Origin of the sequence: Rhodanobacter ginsengisoli (assembly GCF_042657065.1) — a bacterium.
GTDB classification, from domain to species: Bacteria; Pseudomonadota; Gammaproteobacteria; order Xanthomonadales; family Rhodanobacteraceae; genus Rhodanobacter; species Rhodanobacter ginsengisoli.
The window spans coordinates 830,398-856,524 of the sequence record NZ_JBHSNF010000002.1 but is presented as its reverse complement, the minus strand read 5'-3'; the positions used below and the strand labels follow the sequence as shown (position 1 = coordinate 856,524).

At 65.9% G+C, this 26,127-nt stretch carries 25 protein-coding genes and 1 pseudogene; 14 read left to right on the top strand and 12 right to left on the bottom strand.

Translation table 11 applies throughout. The features are described from left to right. Positions 1-7: 7 nt before the first annotated feature. The 3 genes from ACFPPA_RS13080 to ACFPPA_RS13070 all read right to left on the bottom strand — a co-directional run bounded on the left by ACFPPA_RS13080 (position 8) and on the right by ACFPPA_RS13070 (position 4,482). On the bottom strand, positions 8-1,141 hold the full coding sequence (locus tag ACFPPA_RS13080) for an SLC13 family permease (protein WP_377320526.1): 1,134 nt from the start codon (positions 1,139-1,141) through the stop codon (positions 8-10). 153 nt (positions 1,142-1,294) lie between these two features. Next, on the bottom strand, positions 1,295-3,778 hold the full coding sequence (locus tag ACFPPA_RS13075; protein ID WP_377320524.1) for an ABC transporter permease: 2,484 nt from the start codon (positions 3,776-3,778) through the stop codon (positions 1,295-1,297). Further along, positions 3,775-4,482 carry an ABC transporter ATP-binding protein gene (locus ACFPPA_RS13070; protein WP_377320522.1) on the bottom strand — a complete coding sequence of 236 codons (708 nt, stop codon included), beginning with the start codon at positions 4,480-4,482 and terminating at the stop codon, positions 3,775-3,777. Before ACFPPA_RS13070 ends, ACFPPA_RS13075 begins: the two co-directional genes overlap by 4 nt. On the opposite strand from ACFPPA_RS13070, the gene ACFPPA_RS13065 reads away from it, so the two are divergent. The 3 genes from ACFPPA_RS13065 (at position 4,481) to ACFPPA_RS13055 (ending at position 6,992) form a co-directional block, all read left to right on the top strand. Beyond that, positions 4,481-5,104 (top strand): arylesterase, encoded by a 624-nt coding sequence (locus ACFPPA_RS13065; RefSeq protein WP_377320520.1) that lies wholly within the window; start codon positions 4,481-4,483, stop codon positions 5,102-5,104. The genes ACFPPA_RS13070 and ACFPPA_RS13065 overlap by 2 nt on opposite strands. A 110-nt stretch (positions 5,105-5,214) precedes the next feature. Further along, positions 5,215-5,946, top strand: a complete 732-nt coding sequence (locus ACFPPA_RS13060) for a response regulator transcription factor (RefSeq protein ID WP_377320518.1) — start codon at positions 5,215-5,217, stop codon at positions 5,944-5,946. Positions 5,947-5,966: 20 nt separating this feature from the next. Then, positions 5,967-6,992 (top strand): sensor histidine kinase, encoded by a 1,026-nt coding sequence (locus ACFPPA_RS13055; protein ID WP_377320516.1) that lies wholly within the window; start codon positions 5,967-5,969, stop codon positions 6,990-6,992. Positions 6,993-7,023: 31 nt separating this feature from the next. Here ACFPPA_RS13055 and ACFPPA_RS13050 read toward each other — a convergent pair whose 3' ends face one another. Continuing rightward, positions 7,024-7,653, bottom strand: a complete 630-nt coding sequence (locus ACFPPA_RS13050) for a 3-oxoacid CoA-transferase subunit B (RefSeq protein ID WP_377320719.1) — start codon at positions 7,651-7,653, stop codon at positions 7,024-7,026. 93 nt (positions 7,654-7,746) lie between these two features. Continuing rightward, a pseudogene (locus ACFPPA_RS13045) lies at positions 7,747-8,382 on the bottom strand (CoA transferase subunit A); the annotation flags it as partial. Positions 8,383-8,592: 210 nt separating this feature from the next. Here ACFPPA_RS13045 and ACFPPA_RS13040 point away from each other — a divergent pair. The 3 genes from ACFPPA_RS13040 to ACFPPA_RS13030 all read left to right on the top strand — a co-directional run bounded on the left by ACFPPA_RS13040 (position 8,593) and on the right by ACFPPA_RS13030 (position 11,900). Continuing rightward, the gene (locus tag ACFPPA_RS13040; protein WP_377320514.1) at positions 8,593-8,964 is read left to right on the top strand and encodes a BlaI/MecI/CopY family transcriptional regulator; all 372 of its coding nucleotides are present in this window, start codon (positions 8,593-8,595) and stop codon (positions 8,962-8,964) included. Further along, positions 8,951-10,723, top strand: coding sequence for a M56 family metallopeptidase (locus tag ACFPPA_RS13035; RefSeq protein ID WP_377320512.1), 1,773 nt, complete (start codon positions 8,951-8,953; stop codon positions 10,721-10,723). Before ACFPPA_RS13040 ends, ACFPPA_RS13035 begins: the two co-directional genes overlap by 14 nt. A 187-nt stretch (positions 10,724-10,910) precedes the next feature. Next, complete coding sequence (locus ACFPPA_RS13030) at positions 10,911-11,900, top strand: isoaspartyl peptidase/L-asparaginase family protein (protein ID WP_377320510.1); 990 nt, start codon at positions 10,911-10,913, stop codon at positions 11,898-11,900. Between the two features lie 23 nt (positions 11,901-11,923). Here the strand turns inward: ACFPPA_RS13030 and ACFPPA_RS13025 are convergent, their stop codons facing one another. The 3 genes from ACFPPA_RS13025 to ACFPPA_RS13015 form a co-directional block, all read right to left on the bottom strand. Further along, positions 11,924-12,508, bottom strand: a complete 585-nt coding sequence (locus tag ACFPPA_RS13025; RefSeq protein WP_377320508.1) for a response regulator transcription factor — start codon at positions 12,506-12,508, stop codon at positions 11,924-11,926. An 85-nt stretch (positions 12,509-12,593) separates the two neighbouring features. After that, positions 12,594-13,862, bottom strand: coding sequence for a HAMP domain-containing histidine kinase (locus ACFPPA_RS13020; RefSeq protein WP_377320506.1), 1,269 nt, complete (start codon positions 13,860-13,862; stop codon positions 12,594-12,596). A gap of 70 nt (positions 13,863-13,932) precedes the next feature. Beyond that, complete coding sequence (locus tag ACFPPA_RS13015; RefSeq protein WP_377320504.1) at positions 13,933-15,474, bottom strand: peptide MFS transporter; 1,542 nt, start codon at positions 15,472-15,474, stop codon at positions 13,933-13,935. Positions 15,475-15,847: 373 nt separating this feature from the next. Between ACFPPA_RS13015 and ACFPPA_RS13010 the strand changes: the two genes are divergently transcribed. Further along, positions 15,848-16,219, top strand: a complete 372-nt coding sequence (locus ACFPPA_RS13010) for a diacylglycerol kinase (protein WP_377320502.1) — start codon at positions 15,848-15,850, stop codon at positions 16,217-16,219. An 18-nt stretch (positions 16,220-16,237) separates the two neighbouring features. Here ACFPPA_RS13010 and ACFPPA_RS13005 read toward each other — a convergent pair whose 3' ends face one another. Further along, complete coding sequence (locus ACFPPA_RS13005) at positions 16,238-17,044, bottom strand: SEL1-like repeat protein (protein WP_377320500.1); 807 nt, start codon at positions 17,042-17,044, stop codon at positions 16,238-16,240. A 195-nt stretch (positions 17,045-17,239) separates the two neighbouring features. Here ACFPPA_RS13005 and ACFPPA_RS13000 point away from each other — a divergent pair, with 195 nt between their 5' ends. The 3 genes from ACFPPA_RS13000 to ACFPPA_RS12990 are packed head-to-tail and all read left to right on the top strand — an operon-like array spanning position 17,240 to position 19,247. Beyond that, on the top strand, positions 17,240-17,860 hold the full coding sequence (locus tag ACFPPA_RS13000; RefSeq protein ID WP_377320498.1) for a LemA family protein: 621 nt from the start codon (positions 17,240-17,242) through the stop codon (positions 17,858-17,860). Positions 17,861-17,862: 2 nt separating this feature from the next. Next, on the top strand, positions 17,863-18,744 hold the full coding sequence (locus tag ACFPPA_RS12995) for a TPM domain-containing protein (RefSeq protein WP_377320496.1): 882 nt from the start codon (positions 17,863-17,865) through the stop codon (positions 18,742-18,744). Then, positions 18,744-19,247 (top strand): TPM domain-containing protein, encoded by a 504-nt coding sequence (locus ACFPPA_RS12990; protein WP_377320494.1) that lies wholly within the window; start codon positions 18,744-18,746, stop codon positions 19,245-19,247. Before ACFPPA_RS12995 ends, ACFPPA_RS12990 begins: the two co-directional genes overlap by 1 nt. A gap of 94 nt (positions 19,248-19,341) precedes the next feature. On the opposite strand, the gene ACFPPA_RS12985 is transcribed toward ACFPPA_RS12990, so the two are convergent. Further along, the gene (locus tag ACFPPA_RS12985; RefSeq protein ID WP_377320492.1) at positions 19,342-21,315 is read right to left on the bottom strand and encodes an alpha/beta hydrolase family protein; all 1,974 of its coding nucleotides are present in this window, start codon (positions 21,313-21,315) and stop codon (positions 19,342-19,344) included. A gap of 518 nt (positions 21,316-21,833) precedes the next feature. Between ACFPPA_RS12985 and lgt the strand changes: the two genes are divergently transcribed. The 4 genes from lgt to ACFPPA_RS12965 all read left to right on the top strand — a co-directional run bounded on the left by lgt (position 21,834) and on the right by ACFPPA_RS12965 (position 24,564). Beyond that, on the top strand, positions 21,834-22,646 hold the full coding sequence (gene lgt / locus ACFPPA_RS12980; RefSeq protein WP_377320490.1) for a prolipoprotein diacylglyceryl transferase: 813 nt from the start codon (positions 21,834-21,836) through the stop codon (positions 22,644-22,646). Positions 22,647-22,708: 62 nt separating this feature from the next. Further along, entirely contained in the window at positions 22,709-23,503 is a 795-nt protein-coding gene (locus ACFPPA_RS12975; protein ID WP_377320488.1) for a thymidylate synthase, read from the top strand. Positions 23,504-23,650: 147 nt separating this feature from the next. After that, positions 23,651-24,139 (top strand): dihydrofolate reductase, encoded by a 489-nt coding sequence (locus ACFPPA_RS12970; protein WP_377320487.1) that lies wholly within the window; start codon positions 23,651-23,653, stop codon positions 24,137-24,139. Beyond that, positions 24,139-24,564 carry an NUDIX domain-containing protein gene (locus tag ACFPPA_RS12965; RefSeq protein WP_377320485.1) on the top strand — a complete coding sequence of 142 codons (426 nt, stop codon included), beginning with the start codon at positions 24,139-24,141 and terminating at the stop codon, positions 24,562-24,564. The genes ACFPPA_RS12970 and ACFPPA_RS12965 overlap by 1 nt, the downstream gene beginning before the upstream one ends. 73 nt (positions 24,565-24,637) lie before the next feature. Here ACFPPA_RS12965 and coaE read toward each other — a convergent pair whose 3' ends face one another. Together coaE and ACFPPA_RS12955 are read right to left on the bottom strand one after the other, a co-directional pair. Continuing rightward, positions 24,638-25,261 (bottom strand): dephospho-CoA kinase, encoded by a 624-nt coding sequence (gene coaE, locus ACFPPA_RS12960; protein WP_377320483.1) that lies wholly within the window; start codon positions 25,259-25,261, stop codon positions 24,638-24,640. Further along, positions 25,258-26,115: a prepilin peptidase gene (locus ACFPPA_RS12955; protein ID WP_377320481.1), complete on the bottom strand. Its 858-nt coding sequence runs from the start codon at positions 26,113-26,115 to the stop codon at positions 25,258-25,260. The genes coaE and ACFPPA_RS12955 overlap by 4 nt, the downstream gene beginning before the upstream one ends. Between the last annotated feature and the right edge of the window lie 12 nt (positions 26,116-26,127).

The following is a 26,127-nucleotide window of genomic DNA, read 5'->3' as shown; positions in this document are numbered from 1 at the left end:
CGGTTGGTCAGCCCAGCCAGCGCCACGCCAGCCAGGCCAGCGGTGCGCATGCCAGCAGGAACGGTATCGACACCAGGTGCAGCAGCCGCAGACCCTGCGGCTGCTTCGCCAGGCGCAGGGCGATCAGGTTGGCCAGCGAGCCGATCGCCAGGCCGAAGCCGCCTACGTTCACCGCGACCGCCAGCGCGATCGGATCGGGTGCGCGATCGAGCAGCAACACCGTCGCCGGCACATTGCTGATCAGCTGCGAGGCGACGATGCCGCCGGCATACAGCGTCAGCGGCTGGCCGAAGTCGAATCGATCCAGTGCGTGACGGACCAGCGGCAGTTCGGCAAGGTGGCCCAGGCCGAGAAAGATCGCGGCAAACGTGAGCAGCAGCAGCCAGTCCAGATCCGCCAGCGTGCGCCAGCTGATCAGGGCGAACGGCAGCAGCAGCATCAGTGCGCCGAGTTCGGCATGGCCGTGTTCCATCATCAGCACCATCGTCGCCAGCGCGATGGCGGACAGCAGGGCCAGCGAAACCGAGTTCCCCCGGCGGTCGATCTGCGACACATCCAGATCGACCCGGTCCCGCGGCAACCACAGCCAGGTCAGCGCGATCACCAGCAGCAACATCACGCTCGCTGCCGGCAGCATCGCGGCGACAAAATCGAGAAACCGGATGCGGGCGACCTGCCACAGCAGCAGGTTCTGCGGATTGCCGATCGGACTGAGCGTGGAGCCGGCGTTCACCGCCAGCGCCTCCAGCACCACCATGCGCATCACCGGGAGATTCGACATGCCGCCGATCGCCACGGTCAGCGGCACGATCAGGAACAGGCTCACGTCGTTGGTCAGCACCATCGACAGCAGCGCCGTGGCGGTCACCAGCAGCAGGCCCAGCTTGCGCACCGAATGCGTGCGCGCTGCCAATACGGCAGCGGCATGCTGCACCAGCCCGCTGTCGCGGATGCCCTGGATCGCGATCAGCAGGCCGAGCAGGCCGCTCAGTGTCGGTAGTTGCAGCCAGCGCTGGTAGCTGGCCAGCGGTTGCGGGTCGAGCAGCGCCAGCGCGATCGCCACGGCGCCAAACAACAGCAACAGCCATTCGGCCTGCAGGCGCGCAGGCCAGCCAGTTGCAGCCGTCTCATCAGAGCTCACGAGGAAGCATCCATGCCGGGAGTGGCTTCTGTGGGAGCGGCTTCAGCCGCGATGCGATTTGCGTGGATCGCTGCAAGAGCATCGCGGCTGAAGCCGCTCCCACAGGCACCGGAGAGAGTGTGCCGTTCGACGACGATGGTTCTGTTCCGCCCATCAGCTCTCCCGCAGCAGGCGCATCGGTGGCGTGCGGGTGACCTTGCGGGTGCCGGCCAGCCCGAGCAGCATCACCACCAGCGCGGCCGCCAGCGCAGCGAGCCCGAGCGGCCACAGCGGCGGCAGGAAGCCCTCGATGTGGAACACCGCGTGGCCCAGCCACAGTCCGGCGCCGCCGGCGCCAAGCGCGGCGGTGAGGCCGGCGACCAGGCCGAGCAGGGCGAACTCGCAGGCCGCCGCCACGCGCAGCTGATTTCGACGCGCGCCCAGCGTGCGCAGCAGGGCCGCCTCGTGGCGCCGCTCGGCCGCGCTGGCGGCGAGCGCGGCAGCCAGCACCAGCGCACCGGCGAGCAGGCTGAAGCCGAGAATCCAGCGCACGGCGTTGCCGACGCGATCGACGATCTCGCGCACCCGGTCGAGCAGCGCGTCGACGTCGATCAGGCTGAGGTTGCTGTAGTCGCGCGACAGCTGCGCCAGCCCGCCGGCATGGTTCGCCGCCAGATGGAAACTGGCCAGCCAGGTGTGCGGCAGTTCGCCGGCATGGGCCGGATCGAGCAGCAGGAAGAAGTTCACCCGGAACGAGCTCCAGTCGACCTTGCGGATGCTGCTGACGGTCGCGTCGATGCGGCCTTCGCCGACGTTGAAGCTCAGCGTGTCGCCCAGCTTCAGCGCAAACATGTCGCGCCACATGGTGTCGATCGAGACCTCGGCCCGGGCCGGGTGGGCACCTTGCCAATGGCCGGCGATCACCTCGTTCGCCGGCGGAAGATCGCTGGACCATGACAGCCGCAACTGCCGATCCGCCCATTCCTTCGCGCGCGCGTCCTGGAAGTCGAGCTGGTCGATCGGCCGACCGTTGATCGCGGTGAGCTTGCCCACTGCCAGCGGCAGCATGTTGAGCTGGTCGCCGCCGATGCGGTGCAGTGCCTGCTCGAAGCCCGCGCGTTGATCGTCCTGCAGGTTCAGCGCGAACCAGTTCGGCGTATCGGCCGGCAATTCCTGCCGCCAGCCCTGCAGCAGCGCCGGCGCCACGATCGCCAGCAACAGCAGCGCGCACAAGCCCAGGCTGAGCGCGGTGGCCTGGATCAGGCTCAGCGTGCGTCGCCGCGCCAGCGCGGCGAGACCGAGGCGCAGCGCGGGATGCACGCCGGGGGCGATGCGCCGGGCAAGCGACAGCAGCAGGGCAGCCAGCAGGGCGGCCACCAGTGCCACGCCGAGCAGGCTGGCGGCAAGAATGCCGGCCAGGGTAAGCGAGCTGCTCTGGCTCCAGATCAGGCCCAGGGCCACCAGCACGGGGATCAGGTACAGCCCGTCGAAGCGCCGCACGCGCCGCGACATGCTCTGGCGAAACACGGCGACCGGCGGCACCTCGGCCAGCCGGGCCAGCGGCGGCAGGGCGAAGCCGAGCAGCACCGCGATACCCATCGCGGCGGCGGCGAAGGATGGCGCCAGCGGCAACACGGTGGGGACGCTGCTGAACAGCTGGCTGGCCAGCAGCCAGGCCAGTTGCGACAGTCCCAGCGCGAGCAGCAGGCCGAGTGTGGTCGCGGGCAGGGCGAGTGCAGCCAGGGTGCCGAGCAGCAGTCCCAGCACGCGCCGACGCGATGTTCCCAGCGCGCGCAGCAGCGCCACTTCGGCGGTCTTGCGTCGCGCATAGCGCTGCGCCGACAACGCGATGGCGATGCCGGCCAGCAGCGCGGACAGCAGGGCGGTCAGGCGCAGGAACGCCCCGGCGCGATCGAACGCCGAACGCATGCGCTGCTGGGTCTGTTCCGGCGTGATCAGCTGGGCGCCCTGCGGCAGGGTGACGGTCTGTGCCCAGTCGCGCCAATGCTGCACGGCTCCGGGTTCGCCGGCCAGCAGCAGGCGATGGCGGGCGCGGCTGCCGACGCCCAAGAGGCCGGCCTGTTCCGCATCGGTCAGGCTCATCAGCGCGCGCGGCGCCAGCGCCAGCAATTCGCCTCCGTCGGGTTGCCGCAGCAGTTCGGCGCCGATCGTCAGCTCACGGCCGCCCAGCTGCACCGGCTGGCCGACCTTCAGATTCAGCGCCACCAGGGCGCGATGATCGAGATAGACGCGACCCGCCGCGGGGGCATGGCCGTGATAGCTGCGACCTGCCGCGTCGCTCAACTCCAGCGTGCCGCGCAGGGGGTAGTGCGAATCGGCGGCTTCCACGTCCAGCAGCTGGGTCTGCTGGCGGGCGAACGCCACGCTGGGAAAGCCGGCCGTGCGCGTAACCTCGAGACCATCCCGCCGGGCGGCGGCGGCAAAGTCGTCCGGCAGCGCCTGCGGCGAGCTGATGCCGATGTCGCCACCGATCAGTTCGGCGGCACTGGCCAGCATGCCGCGCTCGATCCGGGTCGCCAGGGTGGCGACCACGCCCAGCGCGACCACGGCCAGCACCAGCGACGCCGCCAGGGTGCGCAGTTCCGGCAGATGCCATTCGCGGCGCAGGCTGCGCAAGGCGAGCAGCAGCATTTTCATGCGCGGACGCTCGCGTCGGAGGGGGAGGCCACCACGCGGCCTTCGTCCAGCTCGATCCCGCGGTCGCAACGGGCGGCCAGCGCGGCATCGTGGGTCACCAGTACCAGGGTGGTGCGATGGTCGCGATTCAGGGCGAACAGCAGATCGCAGATGTGGTGGCCGGTGCGCTGGTCGAGATTGCCGGTGGGCTCGTCGGCGAACAGGACCCGCGGGCGATGCACGAAGGCGCGCGCTATCGCCACGCGCTGCTGCTCGCCGCCGGAAAGCTGGGCCGGGTAATGCCGGCGTCGCGGGGTCAGTCCCACCGCCTCGAGCGCCTCCCGGGCACGCTGGCGTGCCGCGCTGTTGCCCTCGAGCTCCAGCGGCAGCATCACGTTTTCCTCGGCGGTCAGCGCGGGCAGCAGATGGAATGACTGGAACACGAAGCCGACCAGCTGCCGGCGCAGGTCGGCCCGTGCCTCCTCGTCCAGCCGATCCAACGCATGACCGTCCAGCTTGATGCTGCCGCTGTCCGGCACGTCCAGCCCGGCCAGCAGGCCGAGCAGGGTGGTCTTGCCGGAGCCGGAAGCGCCCACGATGGCGAAACTCTCGCCCGGCTGGATCTGCAGGCTGACCTTGCTCAGGATCTCCAGTTTCCCCTCGGGGCCGCTGACCGACTTGCTAACATCGCAGGCCTGAAGAAGAAGACGGGAAGAATCACTCATGCGTCGATATCCTGGCGGGTTGCTGCTGTGCGGGTTGCTGCTTTGCGGTTTCGGCAGCGCGCAGGCGGCCGCGCCGAAAACCGTGCTGGTGCTGGGTGACTCGCTCTCCGCGGCACACAACATACCGGTTGAGTCGGGCTGGGTGCATCTGCTCGATGTGCGTCTGGGCAAGATGGTGCCGAAGTGGACGGCGATCAATGCCAGCATCAGCGGCGAGACTTCGCTCAGTGGTCGCAACCGGCTCCCGGCGCTGCTGAAGAAATACCATCCGGCGGTGCTGGTGATCGAGCTGGGCGCCAACGACGGCCTGCGCGGCCTGCCGTTGCCGGCCCTGCGCGACAACCTGACGGCCATGATCGAGCTGGCCCGGCAGTCGAACGCACGGGTGTTGCTGCTTGGCATCGAGCTGCCGGTGAATTACGGCCCGCGTTACCGCGACGGCCTTCGCGCGATCTACACCGATCTGGCACGCACCCGCCACACGGCGCTGGTGCCGTTCCTGCTCGAGGGCGTCGCGCTGGATCCCGCGCAGATGCAGGAAGACGGCCTGCATCCGGTGGCCAGTGCCGAACCGAAGGTGCTCGAAACGGTGTGGAAAGCGCTGCAGCCGCTGTTGCATTGAGCGATCGGCGCCACCTGTCCCCGCCCGTGGGCGACGATTTCACATTCTCCTCACCCGCTGGACGATTAGATCTTCACATATGTGAAGCCCGGACGGTGAGGACGATAGACATGACAGTACATGACGAGCAAGCGGGACTGATTCTGCTGGTGGAGGACAATCGCCAGATCGCCGAGATGGTGGGTGAGTTCCTCGAACGGCGCGGCTATTCGGTCGACTATGCCGCCGATGGCGTCAGCGGTCTGCATCTGGCGGTATCCAACAGCTACGACGTGATCGTGCTGGACCTGATGCTGCCTGGCCTGGACGGGCTGGAAGTCTGCCGCAAGTTGCGCAAGGAGGCGAAGAAGTCCACTCCGGTGCTGATGCTCACCGCACGCGACACGCTGGAAGACAAGCTGGTCGGCCTGGAAGCGGGTGCCGACGACTACCTGGTGAAGCCGTTCGAGGTACGCGAGCTGGAGGCCCGCCTGCGCGCCCTGATCCGCCGCGATCGCCGCCAGGTCTCCACCGAAGTGCTCACCGTCGGCGACATGACCCTGGACACGGCGACGCTGCGGCTGACCCGTGAAGGCCAGGAACTGGTGGTCTCGCCGATCGGGCTCAAGTTGCTGGCGATCCTGATGCGCGAATCGCCGCGGGTGGTCAGCCGGCGCGATATCGAGCGAGAAATCTGGGGCGACACCCTGCCGGATTCGGACACCTTGCGCTCGCACCTGTACAACCTGCGTCGTGTCATCGACAAACCCTTCGCGCGGCCTCTGCTACACACCATCCATTCGGCCGGTTACCGCCTCGCGGATCTTGAATCAGAAGTAGCGTCGACGAGCCAGTCAGCCTGACATCGACACGGCGAAGGTTAATGAACAGCAGGGCTACGAGCGCCATCACATTTCGCGTGGGTGCCTTCAAGCGGCGTATCGCATGGGTGTTCGGCCTGCAGTTCGTGGCAGTAGTGATCACCTGTGCGATGGGCATCTACAACGTGGCGCCCTGGACAGCGGTGATCGCGCTGATCCTGATCACCAGCATCCTGGCCTGCCTTGCGATCCAGCGGGAATGGGGGCCGGTCAGGACGCTGGCTGACCTGATCAACCACTGGAGCGAAGAGCAGCCCGATCCCGAAGCGTTCCAGCCGACCCGGCTGGCGCGCCGCACCGACGCCGATGTGGCATCGCTGGCGCGGGGACTTCACGGCTTCGCCACGCGCATCGCCGGTTACAACCAGCGCGAGCGCAACTTCACCCGCGATGCCAGTCACGAGCTGCGCAGTCCGCTCACCGTGATCAAGATGTCGATCGACATGCTCTCCGAGGAGGATGGCCTCAGTGATTTTGGCGTCCGCTCGGTGCGTCGGATCAGCCGCGCCACGCGCGAGCTGGAAATGCTGGTCGAGGCGCTGCTGGTGCTTGCGCGCGAGGCCGACTCCGCCACCGATCACGAACGCTTCGTGGTCAATGAGGTACTGGAGCAGGAGTTGGAGGCCGTCCGCGAGCTGCTGGCCGGTCGGCCGATCGAGCTGCGCCTGGAGGAGCCCGCCCGCTTCGCCCTGGAAGGCTCGGCGCAGGCCTTTTCGGTGCTGTGCTGGCAGTTGATCCGCAACGCCTGCCAGCAGACCGAGCAGGGCAGCGTGGTGGTCAGCGTGATGCCCGGCGCGATCACCGTGAGCAATCATGCCGATCCGCATGTGCCTGGCGACGACTCCCGCCCGTTGCGGGTGCATGGCGCCGATCGGCACGGATTCGAACTGGCGATCGCCCAGCAGATCAGCGACCGGTTTGGCTGGCCGCTGGAATTGCAGACGCTTGCCGGTCAGGAAAACATCGCGCGCATCCGTTTCCCGCATGCGCTGCCGATCGGTACCGTGGGCGATCGCCGGGCGCGCTAGCGCCGATGGGGGCGACCCCATCCATATCGGGTCAGCCGGCCAGCGCAGGATCCACCGCAAACGAGCAGCCGGTCCGTGCCCTCACGTCATCCACGCTGACGCCTTCGTTGAGTTCGGTCAGCACCAGGCCCTCGACCTTGTGCACCTTGAACACGCACAGGTCGGTGATGATCAGGTCGACTACCTGCTTGCCGGTCAACGGCAGGTCGCACTGGTTCTTGATCTTCGGCGAACCGTCCTTCGCGTTGTGCTCCATCAGCACCACCACGCGGCGGACTCCGCTGACCAGGTCCATCGCGCCGCCCGGGCCCTTGACCATCTTGCCGGGCACCATCCAGTTCGCCAGGTCACCGTTGCAGGACACCTCCAGCCCGCCCAGGATCGACAGGTCGATGTGGCCACCGCGGATCATCGCGAACGAGTCGGCGCTGGAGAAGAAACTCGAACCGGGCAGGGTGGTGATGGTCTGCTTGCCGGCGTTGATCAGGTCGGGATCGACGTGGGCGTCGTCCGGGAACGGGCCGATGCCGAGCAGGCCGTTCTCCGACTGCAGGGTCACGTTGATGCCCTCAGGGATGTAGTTCGCCACCAGGGTCGGGATGCCGATACCCAGGTTGACGTAGTAGCCGTCGCGCAGTTCCTTCGCCGCGCGCATCGCCATCGCGGTACGTACCGGGTTCTCCTTGCCGGTATTGGCGCCGGCGATGGTACGGAACTCGATCCGCTTCTCGTAGCTCGCGCCCTGGACGATGCGGTCGACGTAGATGCCCGGCACATGCACCGCATCCGGGTCGATCGAGCCGACCGGCACCAGTTCCTCGACTTCGGCCACGCAGATATTGCCGCAGGTGGCGATCATCGGGTTGAAGTTGCGCGCGGTGGCGTGAAACACCAGGTTGCCGTGGGCGTCGCCCTTCCACGCCTTGACGATCGACAGGTCGGCGTGGATCGCCTCTTCCAGCACGTATTCCTTGCCGTTGAAGACCTTGGTCTCCTTGCCCTCGGCCAGCTTGGTGCCGAAGCCGGTGCGGGTGTAGAAGCCGGGGATGCCGGCACCGCCGGCACGCAGCTTCTCGGCCAGCGTGCCCTGCGGGGTCAGGTGCAGTTCCAGTTCGCCGGCCAGCACCTGGCGTTCGAACTCCTTGTTCTCGCCCACATAGGAGGCGTACACGCGCTTGACCTGGTGGGTCTTCAGCAGCGGGCCCATGCCGAAGTCGTCCACGCCGGCATTGTTGCCGACGATGGTCAGGCCCCGGGTGCCGGCTTCCAGCAGGGCCCCGATCAGGTTCTCGGGAATGCCGCACAGGCCGAAGCCGCCGGCGGCAATCGTCATGTTGTCGACCAGCAGCCCTTCGAGTGCCTTCGCGGCGCTTGGGTAAACCTTGTCCATCGGAAGCCTTCCTGCAGGAGAGTCAGCTGCCAAGGATACGACGGATTGAACGTGGCCCGCCTCGTACCAAGGTCGCAGGCGATGGACACCGGAGCCTGCCGCTGCATGGAGGGCAGAATCGGCAGGCGAGGCCAAGTCACGCGACGCGAGCTTGACGAGAGTATTTACACGTGTAAACATCACTTTACTTACATGTGTAAACGGTGCGTCATGGCGATCAGCGAAGCGGAAGCAGTGGTGATGGAGGTGCTGTGGAACAGGGCGCCACGCGCGGCCGAGGAGATTCTTGCCGAGGTGGGCCCGGCGCAGAACTGGCAGGAGGGCACGGTGAAGTCCCTGCTCAACCGCCTGCTCAGGAAGAAAGCCGTGCATGCCGAGCGTGATGGGCGACGTTACCTGTACAGCCCGTTGCTGACGCGCGAGGACTACGTGCAGCAGGAGAGCAAGGGACTGCTCGATCGCCTGTTCGGCGGGCGGGTGGCGCCGCTGGTGGCGCACTTCTCGGAACAGCGCAAGCTGTCGAAGAAGGACATCGCCGAACTGCGCAAGTTGCTCAGGGATCTTGACGATGAACAGTCCTGATCCCTTCGACATCGACTGGCTTGGACATGGCTGGCTGATGCTGCTTGCTTTCACCGTAGGGGTGCTGTTGGTGCTGGCGCTGCGCAGGTCCTGCCGGCGGCTGTTTGGTGCCGAACGCGCCTGCACGCTGTGGTTGCTGCCGCCGCTGGCGATGCTGGCCAGCCAGTTGCCACATGTTGCAGCGACCCAACTCGGCGCCATGCCGACGGTGGTGTATGCGGTGACCTCGGCCACGGCGGCGCTGCCGGTACCTGACGCCGCCGGAAGCAGTCCCGGCTGGCGCCTCGTCGTGCTGATGTGCTGGCTGGCTGGCGCCGCGATCTCCATGGCACTCGCCGCCTGGCTGCAATGGCGTTATCGCCGGCGCCTGCAGGGTGCCACGTTGATCAGCGATGTCGGCGCGCGCTGGCCAGTGTTGCGCGCAACGTCGCCGCAAGTGGGGCCTGCGCTGGTTGGTGCATGGCGTGCGCGAATCGTGCTGCCGTCGGATTTTGCGTTGCGTTACGACTCCACCGAGCAGGCCTTGATCCTCGCCCACGAAACCATGCATGCGTGTCGCCGTGATGGCTGGTGGTGTCTGCTCGGGCAGATCGTCGCGGGAATGTTCTGGTTCCATCCACTGGCGTGGTGGGCACTGGCCGCGCTGCGTCATGATCAGGAACTGGCCTGCGATGCCGCCGTGCTGCGTGAGCACGGTGCCCGGCGGCGCAGCTATGCGAATGCGATGTTGAAGACCCAGTCGGCTGCTTTCGCGTTGCCGGTGGGTTGCCTGTGGTCACCGCGTCATCCCATCACGGAGCGCATTGCGATGTTGAAACTGAGGCAGCCCACTCCCGCTCGCCAACGCAGCGGCGCAGCCTTCATGGCCCTGTCTGTCACACTCGTCGCAGGCGCAGTGTATGCCTCGACTCCATCGTCACCAGCACAAGGTGGAAAGGGCACATCCGGCCAGTACACCCTGAAGATCGACGTGACGATGGGTGGTCATCCGGACGCGATGCACTTTATCCGCTGCGTGAAGTCGGGCGAACCTGCGCGGGTGAGCGGCACCGATGGCGACAAGCTCTCGTGGCTGGGCAGTTTCTCGGTATCGCCGGTGGCTGACGGGCAGCTTGAAATCCGCACGCAGATCGGTACCCGCTTCGACCGGGGTGCCGGCAAGGTGCGCACGATGTCCGGCAAGCCGGTCGTGCGCACCTTGCCGGGGCTGCAAGCGGCCATCGTTTTTGGTCAGGTGATCGAAGGCAGTCGTCTCGACAACAGTCGTCTCGAAGACAACACAATCAAGCTCGGAATAACGCCGACGCCAGGTTGTGCCGGGATACCACTCGCCGATATCGGCGATGCCCCAGCCGCGGCTTCATCGCCGGTTGCGGTCGCCGCGCCGGCCACGCGGGAATACCAGCTCAACATGGCGATCGAACTGGCCACCGACGAGGGGCGCAGTACCAACGTGCGACGGGCGACGCTGACGTTGTGCACGACGGCTGGCAAGACCTCGTCATTCAAGATCAACGACTGGATGGTCGATGCGACCGCGGAGCCGGCGCCGGACCGTCGGATGCAGGTCGATCTGGCGATTTATGATGCCGGTCACGCACTGCTTGCCAGGAAGCGCCTGAGCGGCGCGTTCAGCAAAATCCTGCATGCTGACGGCGGGACTCTGGATGGAAGGTCCCGTTATGTGATGGACGTGACGCCATTGGAAGGCTGTCCAGCACGTGCGGCGGAAGCCGCAGGAAAGACCGGGCGCGCCTGAGTTCGGCACTTGCTGCGGCGATCGGCTGGAATATGCTGTTCTCACAGCGTCAGTCCTCCCGTGGATGTGACGGGTCCGGTGCTGGGCGGAGGCTGCCGCTAGCTATACTTTCCTGCAGCCATCGAGGGATCGCCGTGTGAAACCGCATTGTTTGCTCGTCGCCGTTGCCGCTCTTGGGATCGCCAGCATGAGCCAAGCCGCTACCCCGCCCGTACTGGTGATCCACGGCGGTGCCGGGGTGATCAGGCGCGAGATGACGCCCGTCAGGGAGAAGGCGATTCGCGCGGCGCTCACCCTGGCGCTGAAAAGCGGCTATGCCGAGCTCAAGGCGGGCAAGAGTTCACTGGATGCGGTGGCGGCGGCGCTTGTCGTGCTGGAGGACGATCCGAACTTCAATGCAGGCAAGGGTTCGGTGTTCACCCATGACGGGCGCAACGAGCTCGACGCGGCGATCATGGACGGCAACACGCTGAGCGCGGGAGCGGTGGCGGACGTGCAGCGGGTGAAGAATCCGATCCTGCTGGCTCGCGCCGTGATGGAAAAGTCGTCGCATGTGATGCTGGCCGGCGACGGTGCCGAGGAGTTCGCGAAAGAGATCGGCATGCCGCTGGTCGATGCCGCCTATTTCCGCACCGATGAGCGCTGGCAGCAACTGCAGAAGGCGTTGAAGGAGGACGCGGCGAAGAAGCCGCATGGGGACGTCGAGACGGCCAAACACTTCGGCACCGTGGGCGCGGTGGCGCTGGATGCGCAAGGGCACCTGGCCGCGGGGACGTCCACCGGCGGCATGACCGACAAACGCTGGGGTCGCATCGGCGATTCACCGATCATCGGCGCCGGCACCTATGCCAACAGCGGCTGCGCGGTCTCCGCCACCGGCTGGGGCGAGTTCTATATCCGCACCGTGGCGGCGCATGAGATCTGCATGAAAGTCACCCAGGTGCGGGTGCCGATCAAGCGCGCCGCAGCCGAGGTGATCAACCAGGAAATTCCGGCATTGGGCGGCAACGGCGGTGCGATCGCGCTGGACGCCGAAGGCCACATCTCGATCCCGTTCAATACCGACGGCATGTACCGTGGCTGGATTGGCGGTGACGGGGTGCCGCACGTGGCGATCTACGGCGACGAGGACGATGGCACCACCGAGCTGCCGGTGGAGAGCGGCGTCTCTCCGTAGCCGCACGCGCGCCCTGGCTGCTTTCAGTCGTCCCGTTCGGACCGCTCACGCACCGGGTGCTTGCTCAGCTTGCGCTGCAGGGTACGGCGGTGCATGCCCAGACGGCGCGCGGTTTCGGAGATGTTGCCGTCGCACTCGGTCAGCACGCGCTGGATGTGTTCCCATTCCAGCCGCCGCAGCGCCAGTGGCTGCTCGGGGGCGTCGGGCAGGTCGCTGTCCTCGGTGTCGCCGTCGCCATCGAGCAGGGCGCGCACCACCGCATCGGCGTCGACCGGCTTGGCCAGGTAGTCGTGGGCGCCGCGCTTGATCGCTTCCACCGCGGTGGCGATCGAGGCGTAGCCCGTCAGCAGCAATACGCGCAGGTCGGGGACCAGGGTATGCAGCTCGGGAATCAGACGCAGACCGTTTTCCTCGCCTAGCTTGAGGTCGAGCACGCAGTAGCGCGGACGGTGCCGGCGGGTCAGCGCGCGGGCCTCGTCGAAATTGCTGGCAGTGATGACCTCGAAGCCGCGCGAGCCGAGTGCGCGCGCCAGCACGCGCAGGAAGGTGGCGTCGTCGTCGACCAGCAGCAGGGGACGCGCCGCGGCGGCTTGAGGCAACTCGGTCATGTTGTGGCTTCCTGAAATGGATCAATCGTCATTCTTGCCGGAAGTGCTTTCGCTTGCACGTCCGCCGTGTTTTGGCGCCGGGGACCTATTTTTCCGCGACTACCGCCAGCGGCAGGCGCAGACAGACCTCGGCGCCATCTTCCGTATTGTGCGCGACCAGCTCACCGTTGAGTCGTTCGGCGGTGGCTTCGGCCAGGGCCAGGCCGATACCCAGTCCCGCGGGCTTCTGCGAGTAGCCGAGCAAGATGAATTCGCCGTTCGTGTCAAAGCCGGGGCCATGGTCGCGTACCCGCAGATGCAGCCAGCCCTCGTCACGGCAGACCAGCAGTGCCACGGCGTTGGAATGCCGGATGACCGAGGCGTCGGCGGCGTTGTTGAGCAGGTTGAGCAGGGCGTGGCGAAGGCCCGGCGGCGTGCGCAGCACGGTTCGCCCGGTCGCTTCGTCCAGGGTCAGGGCCAGCTCCGCCTCCGGCCGCAGCAGTTGAAAGCGTTCCAGGCAGCCATGGATGAATTGCGCCACGCTGAGCCGTTCCGGCTCCTGTGAAAGCTGCGCCTTGCCGAACGCCACCATCTCACGCAGGATCGTGCGGCAGCGATCGACCTGGCCCTCCAGCAGCGCCAGATCCTCGGCCAGCAAGGTGTCGCCGGCATGCTCGTGACGCAGTTCGGGCAACAGGGTGCGCATGGTCGACAGCGGTGTGTTGAGCTCGTGCGCCGCACCGGCAGCCTGGGTCGCAATGGCGAGGATGCCCTCGTCGCGCAGCGCCCGCTCGCGTATGCGTTGCACTTCCAGCTGCTGCAGGCGCAATGCATAAGCCAGCCGGTTGATGAAGAAGCCCAGCAGCACGGCGGTGATGATGAAGTTCACCGCCATCCCGATCACGTGCAGCGAGAAGTCGATGTTGTCGTGTACCGGTCTGGGCAGCGGCACGTACCAGCGCAGCAGCAGCAGATAGGCCAGCCCGGCCAGCACCGAGACCGCCAGCAGGGCCTCCACGGACAACGCCGCCGCGCAGAGTGCGATCGGCACCAGCAGCAGGGTGATGAACGGGTTGGTGGCACCGCCGCTGAAGTACAGCAGGTAGCCCAGTACCAGCGTGTCGACCGCGATGTGGCCGATGGTCTCCCATTCGCGCAAGGGCCAGGGCTGGCCCAGCCGCCAGGCGGCGAAAACGCCGAATACCGCGAGCAGGCCGATGCCGAGCAGCATGGGCAGCAGTGGTATCCCCAGGTGCATCCATTCGGAGCAGACCAGCACCGCCACGCTTTGCCCCGCGATGGCGCACAGCCGCAGCCAGGCCAGGGTGCGCGCCAGGGCGAACGGGCCAGTGCGTTGGACGTGCCGGTGTGGCATGGCGGCGGAGCGGGTTCCCGGTCAAATCGCCATGATCCGCGCGGGGCGGACCATGGCGATGATCAATATTCTACTGTTCCGAACCGATCGTCGGCAGCGGGCTGTCGGTGGCGATGTTGTGCGAATGATGCTCGGCGGACAGCTTTTTCATCAGCGGCAACACGGCCAGCGCGATCACGGTGCAGGCGATGCCGGCCCAACCCAGTTTGGCGAACAGTGCGGTGTAGATCGGCATGGTCTGCAGCGGGTCGGTGATGTTCTCCGGGATGCTGGCGAAATTGGCGACGATGCCACCCAGGTACTGGGAAATGCCCGATGCCACGAAGTAGGCTCCCATCATGAAGCCGCCCATGCGCTCCGGCACGTAGCGGGCAATCATGGCCAGGCCCAGGCCGCTGACCAGCAGTTCGCCCAGTGACGAGGCGCCGTAGCCCCATACCATCACCCACGAACTGGTCTTGCCGTCCACCGCGAAATGGTTGGCCCAGCTGTAGATGAAGAATCCCAGCGCGACGGCGGCGAAGCCGAGCGCAAACTTGGTCGCGATCGACATGTCCTTGCCGTTGCGCCCCGCGGCGCTGTACAGCAACGCCAGGATCGGGCTGAGGATGAAGATCCAGATCGGGTTGAACGACTGGAACTGCGCAGGCGACCAGTTCCACAGGTGGAAGCCGAAAACGTCGAAGCTCGGATTCACGTTGCGCAGGGCGAACAGGTTCAGCGACGTCGACATCTGCTGGTAGAACACGAAGAAGAAAACCGTCTGCACGGTGAGTACGAGCGCGGCGATCAGACCCGCGCGCTCCGAGCGCTCGCTGCTGCTGATCAGGTAGGCGAAGATCGCCAGCACCACGGCGCCGGCCACATAGACGAAGATCCGTGCGACGGACTCGTGGCCGAGCACGTATGCCGCGGCGAAGACGGCCAGCACACCGACACCCAGTACCGCGGTCAGCTTGCCGGAGTGCACGGGCTGCTCGTCGGGCGCCGAACCCACGTGCCTCAGGGTATGGCGCATCACCATGTAGTTGGTCAGGCCCACCAGCAACCCGAACGCACAAACGGCAAACGCAGCATGCCAGCCCAGTTCATGGCCGTAGCGCTGGTTCACGTAGTCCTTGATCCAGGGTGTGAGCAGCATCGAGATGGTCGAGCCGATGTTCACGGCCATGTAGTAGATGGTGAACGCGCTGTCGATCTTGGAGTCGTCGCCGTCGTAGATCTTGCGCACCAGGTTGCCGGCATTCGGCTTGAACAGGCCGTTGCCGACCACGATCACACCGAGCGAGCAATACAGGAACCACACGCTCTGGCCCGGTACCGCCATCAGGGCGTAGCCGAGGGAGAGGATGGTGGCGCCGATCAGCATCGTGCGTCGGGTGCCGAGGATCTTGTCGCCGACCCAGCCGCCGATCGCCGGTGCCACGTAGATCAGTGCCGCCGCCGCGCTCCAGACCAGATTGGCCTTGTCATCGGCAAAGCCAAGACGCTGCACCATGTAATACACGATGAGCGCCTGCATGCCGTAGTAGCCGAAACGCTCCCACATTTCGATCAGGAAGACGGTGCTGAAGGAGCGAGTCTGTGAGACGGGCGGATTCTGGGTTGCCATATCTTTTCCGTGCATTGTTCAAACCGTGGAGGCGTCGTGACGCCACCTGCGCCGTGCGCCCCAGAACGGGCCACATCCGACGAAGCGTAACCCATTCGCCATCACGATGTAGCTGCACTGCGACATGGCAAAAGATCCGGACAGCCGCCTGTCGAGGCCGGTGCGCTCATGCCGATGGCATCGGCCGGCCGATTGCCGGATGGGTGCTTGTGGCATCATGGTGCGCCTGCACCCGCCTGTTTGAAGAGAGTTTTTCGCTCATGCCGATCGCCGCGCCGCCATCATCGGCTCACCTCAGGGTGAGCTGCCTTCCTGCCGTCATGGCGATCGCCGGGTCGCCGTCACCGGCGGCTGGCTGAGCGGTCGCGTCAGCATGGCGGCCGAAGGTTTTCGTGGTCCCAGACAGCTCTGGAATGCATTCCAGTGGTCGATGAAGGGGTTTCGTGCAGCCTGGCGCCACGAGGCGTCGTTCCGGCTGGAGGCCTGCCTGGTGATCGTGCTGGTGCCGCTCGGCCTGTGGCTGGGTCACGGCGGGCTGGAGAAATTCGCCTTGATCCTGGCACCGTTGCTGGTGCTGTCGGCCGAGTTGCTCAACTCGGCGATCGAGGCGGTGGTCGACAAGGTCAGTCCGGACTTCCACGAGCTGGCCGGGCGCGCCAAGGACATGGGTTCGGCCGCGGTTTTCGTGCTGCTGGTGCTGGTGGCGCTGAGCTGGGGCCTGATCCTGTTGCCGCGCTGGCTGTGAATCAGCGCCACAACCGGTTTACTGGATGTCCTTGCGTCGGTCGGGCTGTTTGACCGGAACGCCCGAGGCGTCGACCTGCTTCATTGCTCCGACGCTGACCTTGCCGGTCCAAGCTCCATCACGCGCGGCGAAATACTGCTTGGGATCCCAGCGCCAACTGGCGTTGATGTTGCCGCAGCCGGTGATCGGTGCCCCGTCGATGGTATCGGCGCCGCACGGCGGCGCGGCACCAGTGCCATTGAATTGTTCCGGCGTGAGGCTGGATACCGAATCGGCGCCGAAGCCCAGGTGTGAGCCCGTCATCTGGCTGTGGTTCCAGCGCAGCACCAGGGTCATGCGTCGTTTGGCCGCGGTATCGCCGTACTCGGGGTAGAGCTCATCCACCTTGGCTCTGGCCTGCTCGCGCTGCAGCGCATCGAGCTGTGCCCATACGGCATCGCGGGTGGCAAGGAACTGCGGATACTTGCGTTCAGCGGCAATCGCGATCCAGGCGAATGCCGTGACTGGATCCTTCCGCACGCCCTCGCCGTTGAGGTACATCATGCCGATGCTCAACTGCGACAGCTTGTCGGCATAGCGGGCGCCGATCAGGAAATATTTCATCGCGGCCTTGTAGTTGCCGGCGGCGTAACGCTGCATGCCGGTGAACTCGCCGTATTCGTCGGGATGGCCCCAGGTGGAGCTGCGGCTCATCGCCGCCAGCACGTTTTGCGATTGCTGATCCTGCAACGGGGCCGCGGCTTTCTCGCCGGTCCTGGCGGTAGCCGTGAAGGCAAGCAGACTGCCGACGGTAGCGCAGATGATCTGCTGGCGAGCTGACTTCATGATGTGCTCCTCTTGAATTCCCTGAGAATCGGATCGCGCATGCGATGCCGAAAGGTCCCGCTCCCACCCGGCAATATAGTACCGATCGGTACATCGGTGTAGTCGCTGGCCGGCGCCCGGGCGCGACCGGTGGAGCGATTGCGCCACGGGGGGATGGATGATGGAATGGCACCTCCCCCTGGCCGGAGCGAACCCATGAAAATCCTGCGCACGCTGGTGCTGCTGCTGATCGCCGTCAGCCTCACCGGTTGCGGTTACAACGCCATCCAGCGCCAGGACGAGGCAGTCAAGGCAGCCTGGTCCGAAGTGCTGAACCAGTATCAGCGCCGCGCCGATCTGGTGCCGAATCTGGTCAACACGGTCAAGGGTTACGCCCAGCACGAGGAGAAGGTCTTCATCGAGGTGACCAACGCCCGCGCCAAGGTCGGCAGCATCCAGGTCAATGCCGATACGCTCAACGATCCGCAGAAGCTGCAGCAGTTCCAGGCGGCACAGGGCGAGCTGGGCAATGCGTTGTCGCGACTGATGGTGGTCAGTGAAAACTATCCGCAGCTCAAGGCCGATGGTCTGTTCCAGAACCTGCAGGCACAGCTGGAAGGCACCGAGAACCGGGTCACCGTGGCACGCAATCGCTACGTCCAGGCGGTGCAGGCATATAACGGCATGATCCGCACCTTCCCCAACAACCTGACCGCGAAGATGTTCGGTTACAAGGTGAAGCCGAATTTCAGCGTGGACAATGAGAAGACGATCTCCACCGCGCCGAAGGTGGATTTCGGCAACGGTACGCCGGCCCCCGCCAGCTCGGTGCACTGACGATGCCCTGGCGCCTTGCGCGCCTGTGGTTGATCCTGGCGATGGCCCTGCTGTCGCCGGGTCTTCTGCATGCGGCCGACAGCGTGCCGAAGCTGGCGAGGCATGTCACCGATCTCACCGGCACATTGACGGAGCAACAGGTCGACCAGCTGGATTCCCGGCTGACTTCACTGGAAAAAGCCAGGGGCGCACAGTTGGTGGTGCTGATGGTCGGCAGTACCGGCGGGCAGGATATCGAGAGCTATTCGCTGGCCGTTGCCGAAGCGAACAAGGTGGGTCGCAAGGGTACCGATGACGGCGTGCTCTTGCTGATTGCCAAGAATGACCGCCGTGTGCGCATCGAGGTCGGATACGGTCTGGAGGGGGCCATTCCCGATGCGGCCGCCGCGAGGATCATTCGCGAATACCTCGCCCCGAAATTTCGCGGGAACGATTATTTTGGCGGTATCAGCGACGCCGTGGGTGCGCTGACCCAGTTGATCAACGGGGAACCGTTGCCGCCGCCGGTGGAGGGGGCGCCGGAGCGTGCACGTTCCGGCCGAAGCTTGCAGAACATCCTGGTGCTCGGCGTGTTCGTGGCGCTGTTCCTGCGCGGCTTGCTGGGGCGGGCCAGGGTCTGGGTGCGCGCGCCGCTGGGTGCGGCGCTGGTCGGTGGCCTGCTGTGGCTGCTGGTGTCGATGGGGGCGGGCATCCTGGGGGCCGTGATCGGTGGTGTGCTGATGTTGCTTCCCGGTGGCGCCGGACGTTCGATCGGCGGTGGCGGCTGGGGCGGCTGGGGCGGCTTCGGCGGTGGTGGGGGATGGGGCGGAGGGGGCAGCGGTGGCGGTGGTTTCAGCGGAGGCGGCGGCAGTTTCGGCGGCGGCGGTTCGTCGGGGAGCTGGTGATGACGACCATGCAACGATTGCTGGCAAACCTTTTCAATGGCTGGTTCCAGTTGCGCCGCCGCTTTCCGGCCGTGCTGCTGGACGAGATGGCCGGCGCCATTGCCGCCGGCGAGTGCACCCATCGCGGCGAGATCCGCTTTGCCGTCGAATCCCGGTTGGCACCGCTGGCGGTACTGGATGGCCTCGATGCACCGGGTCGGGCACGGCAGGTATTCGCCCAGCTGGGGGTCTGGGACACCGAGTACAACAGCGGCGTGCTGTTCTATCTGTTGATGGCCGAGCGGCGCATCGAGATCGTCGCCGACCGCGGCGTCGCCGCACGGGTGGCACCGGACGAGTGGGACGCGATTTGCGCCGTCATGCGCGAGCAGTATGCCCGCGGGCAATGGCGCGACGGCAGTCTGCGCGGCATCGCTGCCGCGCATACCCTGCTGCTGAAGCACTTTCCCGGCAATGACAAGGCCGATCCGGATGAACTGCCGGATCGGCCGGTGCTGCTGTAGAGCCGCTGCGGGACGGTTCAGGCAGGCGAGGCAAAGTGCAACGAACGTGCGGCTCTGTCATCTGGAGCCGCAACGTTCCGGTCGGCGCGCGATGTCAGTGTCCGATGTACTTGCCGAGGAAATCCTGCATGTGCTGCAACAGGTCGGTGCGGTCCTTCTCGCTGTAGAAGCCGTGACCTTCCTTCGGCTTGCTCAGCCACACATAGGGCTTGCCCGCCTTGTCCAGCGCCGAGCGCAGTTCCGTGGCGTTGCGGAACGGCACGCGCGGGTCGGCTTCGCCGTGAGCGATCAGCACCGGCACGTTGAACCGGTCCAGCTGGTACAGCGGCGAGATGGCACGGGCGGCCGCCTTGTCGCCGATGGCGTCGGCGAAGTAGGTCTTGCCGGCGGAGAAGTGACTGGTGTCGCTGTAATCCATGCCGATCGACCAGTCGGACACGCCGGCGTAATCGATCGCGCACTTGAACAGCCCCGGCGCCACGATCGGCGTCATCAGCGCCGAATAGCCGCCGAAGCTGCCACCGTAGACGCAAATGCGGTTCCGGTCGGCATGACCCTGCTCGATCGCCCAGTGCACACCGTCGATCAGGTCATGCTGGATGCGATCGCCAAACTGCCTGTAGCCGGCGCGCATGAAATTCATGCCGCGACCGGAGGAGCCACGGTAGTTCACCTGCAAGACCGCATAGCCGCGGCTGGCCAGGAACTGGGCATCGGTGTCGTAGGCCCAGCCGTCGGCAACGCCAATCGGGCCACCATGCGGCAGCAGTACCATCGGATGCGCTTTGGTGCCGTCACCCGGGACGGTCAGATAGCCGTCCAGTTCCACGCCATCGCTGGCCTTGAAGCGGATCGGCTGGCGCGCGGCCATCTGCGCCGGCTTGATCCACGGCTCCACCTGGAACAGCGGCCGCAGGTTCATGTTGTGGCGGTCGAACAGGGCGAAGGTACCCGGGTCGCGGTCGCTGTAGGCGTGTATCAGCAGCACCATGCCGTCATCGCTGCGCCCGGCGAAGTCGATCACCTCATCGGGAAACTTGTCGCTGAGCGCCTTGTGCACCCGGGCCAGTGGGCTGTCGTCCAGGTAGAGGAAGCGGGGGCGACCCACGGCTGGGCTGGCGGCGTACGGAGCGCCATGATGCGGTGCCCACAGGATGTCGCCGATGGCGGAGAAGTTGTCGCTGGCTAGTACCTTGCGACCGCCGCCGTCCAGCTTGCTGGAAACCAGCATTTCGGGGCCACCGTCGGCGCTGTAGATCGACCACATCGTGCTGCCGTCGGCGCTGATCTGCTGGGGGATCAGCGCCTTGCCGGTGACGCTGGCAGGCAGCAGGTGCCAGGGCTGATCCTTGCCGTCGCGGGCATAGGTGTTGATGGTGGCACCGGCATCGGGCGAGCCGTAGGCGAAACGGGCGATGCCGGCGTGCATGACGAAGCTCATGTCGCCCTTGTCGATCTTGCCCATCAACTGGGCGCTGCCGTTGCTCGTGTCGACGTCGTAGACCATGCTGCTGTGGGCGTCGTACATGGTGTAACTGCCACTCGGGAACGGCCGCAGGTTGACGTAGATGTGGCCGTTGCGCGTTTCCGGTATGCCGGCGATGGATGCCGAGCCCTTCGGCATGTCCTGCGAGTGGATCGACTTGCCGCGTTCAGCCAGGCTGTACAAGGTGGTCTTGTGGCTGCCGTCGTAGTCCAGCGCGACCAGATCACCGGTCATCTGCGGCACGTCCAGCCACGCGGACTCATAGGCCAGCGCCACCACCAGGCGGGTGTTGCTGACCCACACGACCTGCCCGGGCACGTTGCGTCGGGCCATATCGAGTCGGCTCAGCGGCTTCAGATCGGGCAGGTGGAGCACCGCCAGCTGATAGTGGCTGTTGCCATCGGCATCGGTGCTGCGCACGGCCACAGCCAACAGCTGGCCATCCGGGGAGAGGCTGGGGTTGCTCAACTCGCCGTGGCGGGCGAAATCCTGGACGGGCAACAAGGCGGATGGTGCCGCGAAGGCGGGAAGCGAAACAAGCATGAAGGCAATTGCCAGCAGGCGGCGTAGTGCGATTGGCATGATGGGTCCTTGTGATTCGAAGCGGCGTGGCGGCGCGAACGCACCGCGGGCAGTGGCTTCAAGAGGCGGCATCGAAACGGTCCCGTGCGGTGACGGGCCGACTGCGGCTAGTGACAGGCTTGCGGCAAGGTCCTGCCGCTGACGAAAGAGGGGCGAACAGATTCGGCAAACGCTGGCGAGCGGTGCGGTCGATTGCCCTGATCCCCGGTCCCGCGGTCGCCTGCCGGATCGGCTGGCCAGCGCGGCAGCACGCCACAGCGCGCTGCACGGCGCGCGCAAAACGGTAGGACATGGATTTCCCCTGACACGCTCCGTGTGTTGAACCCGATCGCCTGGAGCGCGACGAACGGGCTGGATGCAAGCATCCCTGTCAGCAACGGTGACGACTGCCCGATCCCCCGACCAGGACAGTGTCAGCCTGCGATTCTAGCCTGTTGGCCGGCCTGATCGAAAGAGGGCGCTGACGCCGGGCCGCGCGCTCCCGTTACACTTGGCCTTTGCCAGCCAGTGTCGTGAGCATGTCCCAGCCTCTTGTCGTCGAGTTCGATCCGGTTGCCTTCCACCTCGGTCCGATCCAGGTGCACTGGTACGGTCTGATGTACCTGCTCGGCTTTTTCTTCGTCGCGGTACTGGGCGAGTACCGACGCCGGCGCGGGCGCCTGCCGGTGAGTCGCGACGCGCTGAGCGACCTGCTTTTCTACGGCATGCTGGGCGTGATCGTCGGCGGGCGGATCTGGTACATGCTGTTCTATTACGACGGCGGCATCCGCTGGATCTGGACCGATCCGCTGGCGCTGTTCCGCGTATGGGACGGCGGCATGAGCTTTCACGGCGGGCTGCTCGGCGTGCTGGCTGCCGGCTGGTGGTGGTCGCGCCGGCACGCGCTGCACTTCTTCGATACGGTCGACTTCGTGGCGCCGCTGGTGCCGATCGGGCTGGGTCTGGGGCGGCTCGGCAATTTCATCAACGGCGAACTGTGGGGCAAGCCCAGCGACGCGTCCTGGGCGATGATCTTTCCACATGCACCGGATCGCCAGCCACGACACCCCTCGCAGCTGTACGAGCTGCTGCTGGAGGGTGTGGTGCTGTTCGTGGTGCTGTGGCTGGTGTCGCTGAAACCGCGGCCGCGCTACCTGGTTTCCGGTCTGTTCGCGCTGCTCTACGGCTGCTTCCGCTTCGCGGTGGAGTTCGTGCGCGTACCCGACCCACAGCTTGGCTATCTCGCCTGGGGCTGGCTGACCATGGGGCAGATCCAGTCGCTGCCGTTGATCGTGGTCGGCCTGCTGCTGGTCGCGTGGTCGCGACGCGCGCCGACCTTGCCGCTGGCCTGAGCTGGCTTCCCGACACGCGGCCGGGGTACGGCGGCTGCATCCTCACCGGTTAGGACTTGCCGATGCATGCTTATCTGAATTTGCTCCGTCACGTGCTCGACCATGGCACCGACAAGACCGATCGCACCGGCACCGGCACACGCAGCGTGTTCGGCTGGCAGATGCGCTTCGATCTCGGCGAGGGTTTCCCGCTCGTCACCACCAAGAAACTGCACCTGAAATCGATCGTGCACGAGCTGATCTGGTTCCTGCGCGGCGACACCAACATCGCCTACCTGAAAGAGCACGGCGTGCGTATCTGGGACGAGTGGGCCGACTCGAACGGCGAACTCGGTCCGGTCTACGGCCAGCAATGGCGCGCGTGGCCAACCGCGGACGGTGACGTGGTCGACCAGATCAGCTGGGTGATCGACGAGATCCGGCGCAATCCGGATTCGCGCCGGCTCATCGTCAGCGCCTGGAACGTGGGCGAGTTGCCGAAGATGGCGCTGATGCCCTGCCATACGCTGTTCCAGTTCTATGTCGCCGACGGCAAGCTCAGCTGCCAGCTGTACCAGCGCTCGGGTGACATCTTCCTCGGTGTGCCGTTCAATATCGCCAGTTATGCGCTGCTTACCCACATGGTTGCCCAGGTTTGCGGGCTGGGCGTAGGCGACTTCGTGCATACCCTGGGCGATGCCCATCTGTACAACAACCACCTGGAGCAGGCGCGCCTGCAATTGACCCGGGACGTGCGGCCGCTGCCGCAGCTGAAGCTCAACCCCGCGGTGCGTTCGATCTTTGATTTCCGCTACGAGGACATCGCGATCGAGGGCTACCAGCCGCACCCGGCGATCAAGGCCCCGGTGGCCGTCTAGCAAGGGATTTCGCCGCACCGCCTGCCACCAGGGCAGTGCATGCCGGGTCATCGCGCCGCTGCCGCACCCTGCTAAGATTCCATGCAATCGGCGGCGCCAGCCCGAGGCGCCGCCCGTTCCATAGAGCATGCTTTTCAAGGACCCGTTATGGCCATCTCGCTGATTGCCGCACTCGACGAAAATTTCGCCATTGGCCGCAAGGGGCAGTTGCCCTGGCATCTGCCCGATGACCTGCGCTGGTTCAAGCAGCTGACCACCGGCAAGAACGTGCTGATGGGCTACAACACGGCCGTGTCGATAGGCCGGGCCTTGCCCGACCGGGTCAACCTGGTGTTGTCGCGTCGGCACGAGGCGCCGTTTCCGGGCCAGATCACCGTGCGCTCGATCGAGGAAGCGCAGGCGCGTTGCAGCAATACCGGATTGATGGTGATCGGCGGCGGCATGGTGTTTTCCGAAGCGTTGCCGCGGGCACGCCGGATGTACCTGACCTGGGTCAGCGCTGCGATCGACGGTGCCGATACCTTTTTCCCCGGCGTGCATTTCAGCGACTGGACCGAGGTTTCCCGCGTGCATCACAAGGCCGACGCCGAGCACGCCTACGACTTCGACATGGTCGAGTACCTGCGCAACAGCTGATGCCCGCGTCCGCCGCGCCGAAGCCGGTCATGCATGTGATGGCCGGCCTGCTGATCGACGCCGAAGGCCGCGTGTTGCTGGCACAGCGTCCGGCCGGCAAGCATCTGGCCGGCATGTGGGAGTTCCCCGGCGGCAAGCTCGAGTCGGGCGAAACGCCACTGGCGGCACTGGCGCGCGAACTGCAAGAGGAGCTCGGCATCCGCATGCGGCGCGCCGAGCCGCTGATCCGGGTGCCCTGGCAGTACGGCGAGCAGGAATTGTTGCTCGACGCCTGGCGGGTCGATCGGTGGGAGGGCGTGCCGCGTTCGCTGGAAGGGCAGGCGCTGCAGTGGCTGCCGCCAGCGCAAATCGATCCGTTGCTTCTGACTCCGGCCGACCAGCCCATCCTGCGGGCGTTGCTTCGCGCAAATCAACTCACTACCTGAGGCTCGCACGACCGCACTGATCCGGTCATGCAGGAACCTCATTTTTGTGGCGACAATTCATGTCCGGTTGTTCCTACGCAGGCTTGTCGGCCAAGGCCAGATAGCGCTGATGCAACTTGTCGACCGCGCGGTCGAGCGCGGATTCGTCGCCGCTGTTCTCGATCACGTCGTCAGCCAGTGCCAGCCGCTCGGCACGGCTGGCCTGCTGCGCCAGCATGCGACGCGCCAGTGTTTCTCCGATGCCGTCGCGCGCCATCAGCCGTTTTACCTGCACCGATTCGGGTGCGTCGACCAGCAATACGCGATTGACCCAGCGGTAGTGGTCGATGTTTTCGGCCAGCAGGGGAATCGCCAGCAGGCAGTACGGGGCGTGTTCGGTCAGGGCCCGTTCGAACAGCCACTGGCGCACGCGGGGATGGATGATCGCCTCCAGCGTCTTTCTTGCCTCGGGATCGGCAAATACGCGTTCCCGCATGCTCCGGCGGTCCAGTCGGCCCGATCCGTCCAGCACGTCGGCACCGAACGCGGCCACCACGGCAGCAAGGCCAGGTGTGCCCGGCTCGATCACCTCGCGTGCCGCCACGTCGGCATCATGCACGGGGACCCCCAGCGCGGTGAAGCGTCGGGCCACGGCCGTCTTGCCCGCAGCGACACCACCGGTCAGGGCGATGACCAGGGCTTGCGGCCGCTCGTTCATCGCAGGCCGGTGAGCTGCATGTAGCCCTGCAGCAGGCCGTGACCGGCAATGAACCAGACCCAGCCCGCGGCGGCGATGAATGGCCCGAACGGCATCGGGATCTCGCGCTCGTGCCTGCGCAGCAGGATCAGGACGCCGCCGACCAGTGCGCCGATCAGCGAGGACAGCAGGATCATCGGCAGCAGCGACACCGGTCCCATCCACGCGCCGAGTGCAGCCAGCAGCTTGAAATCGCCGTGGCCCATGCCTTCCTTGCCGGTCAGCAGCTTGAATCCCCAGTACACGCTCCACAGGCTCAGGTAACCGACGGCGGCACCGATGATCGCCGAGGGTGCGATCACGAACATCGGCAGCAACGAGAGCAGCAGGCCCAGCCAGAGCAGCGGAAAAGTCAGCTGGTCGGGCAGCAGTTGCGTGCGGAAGTCGATGCCGGACAGCGCGATCAGGGTCCAGGTGAGAATCAGTCCGGCGAGTGCCGCCCAGGACGGCCCGAACTTCCATACCACCACCGCACTCAGCAGGCCGCTGAGCAGTTCGATCAGTGGATATTGGATCGATATCTTCGTCTTGCAGTAGCGGCAACGCCCGCCCAGCAGCAGCCAGCCGAACAGCGGAATATTGTCCAGCGCCGACAGCGGGTGCTTGCACTGCGGACAATGCGAGGGCTCGCGCACGATGCCTGGCGGCAACGGCGTCGCATCGGCTTCCAGCTCCAGTACCTCGCGTGCTTCCCGCCGCCAGCCGGCCGCCATGCGCTCGGGCAGGCGCAGAATCACCACATTGAGGAAGCTGCCCACCAGCAGGCCGAGTACGCCGGCCAGGGCAATCCATGCAGCCAGTGGCATGTCGGGCATCACGAACTCCTG

Bases quoted from the DNA above. Each gene is read 5' to 3' on its own strand.
- ACFPPA_RS12985 (WP_377320492.1), bottom strand. From the start codon at position 21,315: ATGCCAATCGCACTACGCCGCCTGCTGGCAATTGCCTTCATGCTTGTT.
- ACFPPA_RS13035 (WP_377320512.1), top strand. From the start codon at position 8,951: ATGAACAGTCCTGATCCCTTCGACATCGACTGGCTTGGACATGGCTGG.
- ACFPPA_RS13015 (WP_377320504.1), bottom strand. From the start codon at position 15,474: ATGGCAACCCAGAATCCGCCCGTCTCACAGACTCGCTCCTTCAGCACC.
- ACFPPA_RS12990 (WP_377320494.1), top strand. From the start codon at position 18,744: ATGACGACCATGCAACGATTGCTGGCAAACCTTTTCAATGGCTGGTTC.
- ACFPPA_RS13050 (WP_377320719.1), bottom strand. From the start codon at position 7,653: ATGGCGATGCGCGCGGCGAAGGAACTGCGCGACGGCTACTACGTCAAC.
- lgt (WP_377320490.1), top strand. From the start codon at position 21,834: ATGTCCCAGCCTCTTGTCGTCGAGTTCGATCCGGTTGCCTTCCACCTC.
- ACFPPA_RS13025 (WP_377320508.1), bottom strand. From the start codon at position 12,508: ATGACCGAGTTGCCTCAAGCCGCCGCGGCGCGTCCCCTGCTGCTGGTC.
- ACFPPA_RS13040 (WP_377320514.1), top strand. From the start codon at position 8,593: ATGGCGATCAGCGAAGCGGAAGCAGTGGTGATGGAGGTGCTGTGGAAC.
- ACFPPA_RS12965 (WP_377320485.1), top strand. From the start codon at position 24,139: ATGCCCGCGTCCGCCGCGCCGAAGCCGGTCATGCATGTGATGGCCGGC.
- coaE (WP_377320483.1), bottom strand. From the start codon at position 25,261: ATGAACGAGCGGCCGCAAGCCCTGGTCATCGCCCTGACCGGTGGTGTC.
- ACFPPA_RS13030 (WP_377320510.1), top strand. From the start codon at position 10,911: ATGAGCCAAGCCGCTACCCCGCCCGTACTGGTGATCCACGGCGGTGCC.
- ACFPPA_RS13055 (WP_377320516.1), top strand. From the start codon at position 5,967: ATGAACAGCAGGGCTACGAGCGCCATCACATTTCGCGTGGGTGCCTTC.
- ACFPPA_RS12995 (WP_377320496.1), top strand. From the start codon at position 17,863: ATGCCCTGGCGCCTTGCGCGCCTGTGGTTGATCCTGGCGATGGCCCTG.
- ACFPPA_RS13000 (WP_377320498.1), top strand. From the start codon at position 17,240: ATGAAAATCCTGCGCACGCTGGTGCTGCTGCTGATCGCCGTCAGCCTC.
- ACFPPA_RS13005 (WP_377320500.1), bottom strand. From the start codon at position 17,044: ATGAAGTCAGCTCGCCAGCAGATCATCTGCGCTACCGTCGGCAGTCTG.
- ACFPPA_RS13010 (WP_377320502.1), top strand. From the start codon at position 15,848: ATGGCGGCCGAAGGTTTTCGTGGTCCCAGACAGCTCTGGAATGCATTC.
- ACFPPA_RS12970 (WP_377320487.1), top strand. From the start codon at position 23,651: ATGGCCATCTCGCTGATTGCCGCACTCGACGAAAATTTCGCCATTGGC.
- ACFPPA_RS12975 (WP_377320488.1), top strand. From the start codon at position 22,709: ATGCATGCTTATCTGAATTTGCTCCGTCACGTGCTCGACCATGGCACC.
- ACFPPA_RS12955 (WP_377320481.1), bottom strand. From the start codon at position 26,115: ATGCCCGACATGCCACTGGCTGCATGGATTGCCCTGGCCGGCGTACTC.
- ACFPPA_RS13075 (WP_377320524.1), bottom strand. From the start codon at position 3,778: ATGAAAATGCTGCTGCTCGCCTTGCGCAGCCTGCGCCGCGAATGGCAT.
- ACFPPA_RS13070 (WP_377320522.1), bottom strand. From the start codon at position 4,482: ATGAGTGATTCTTCCCGTCTTCTTCTTCAGGCCTGCGATGTTAGCAAG.
- ACFPPA_RS13060 (WP_377320518.1), top strand. From the start codon at position 5,215: ATGACAGTACATGACGAGCAAGCGGGACTGATTCTGCTGGTGGAGGAC.
- ACFPPA_RS13065 (WP_377320520.1), top strand. From the start codon at position 4,481: ATGCGTCGATATCCTGGCGGGTTGCTGCTGTGCGGGTTGCTGCTTTGC.
- ACFPPA_RS13020 (WP_377320506.1), bottom strand. From the start codon at position 13,862: ATGCCACACCGGCACGTCCAACGCACTGGCCCGTTCGCCCTGGCGCGC.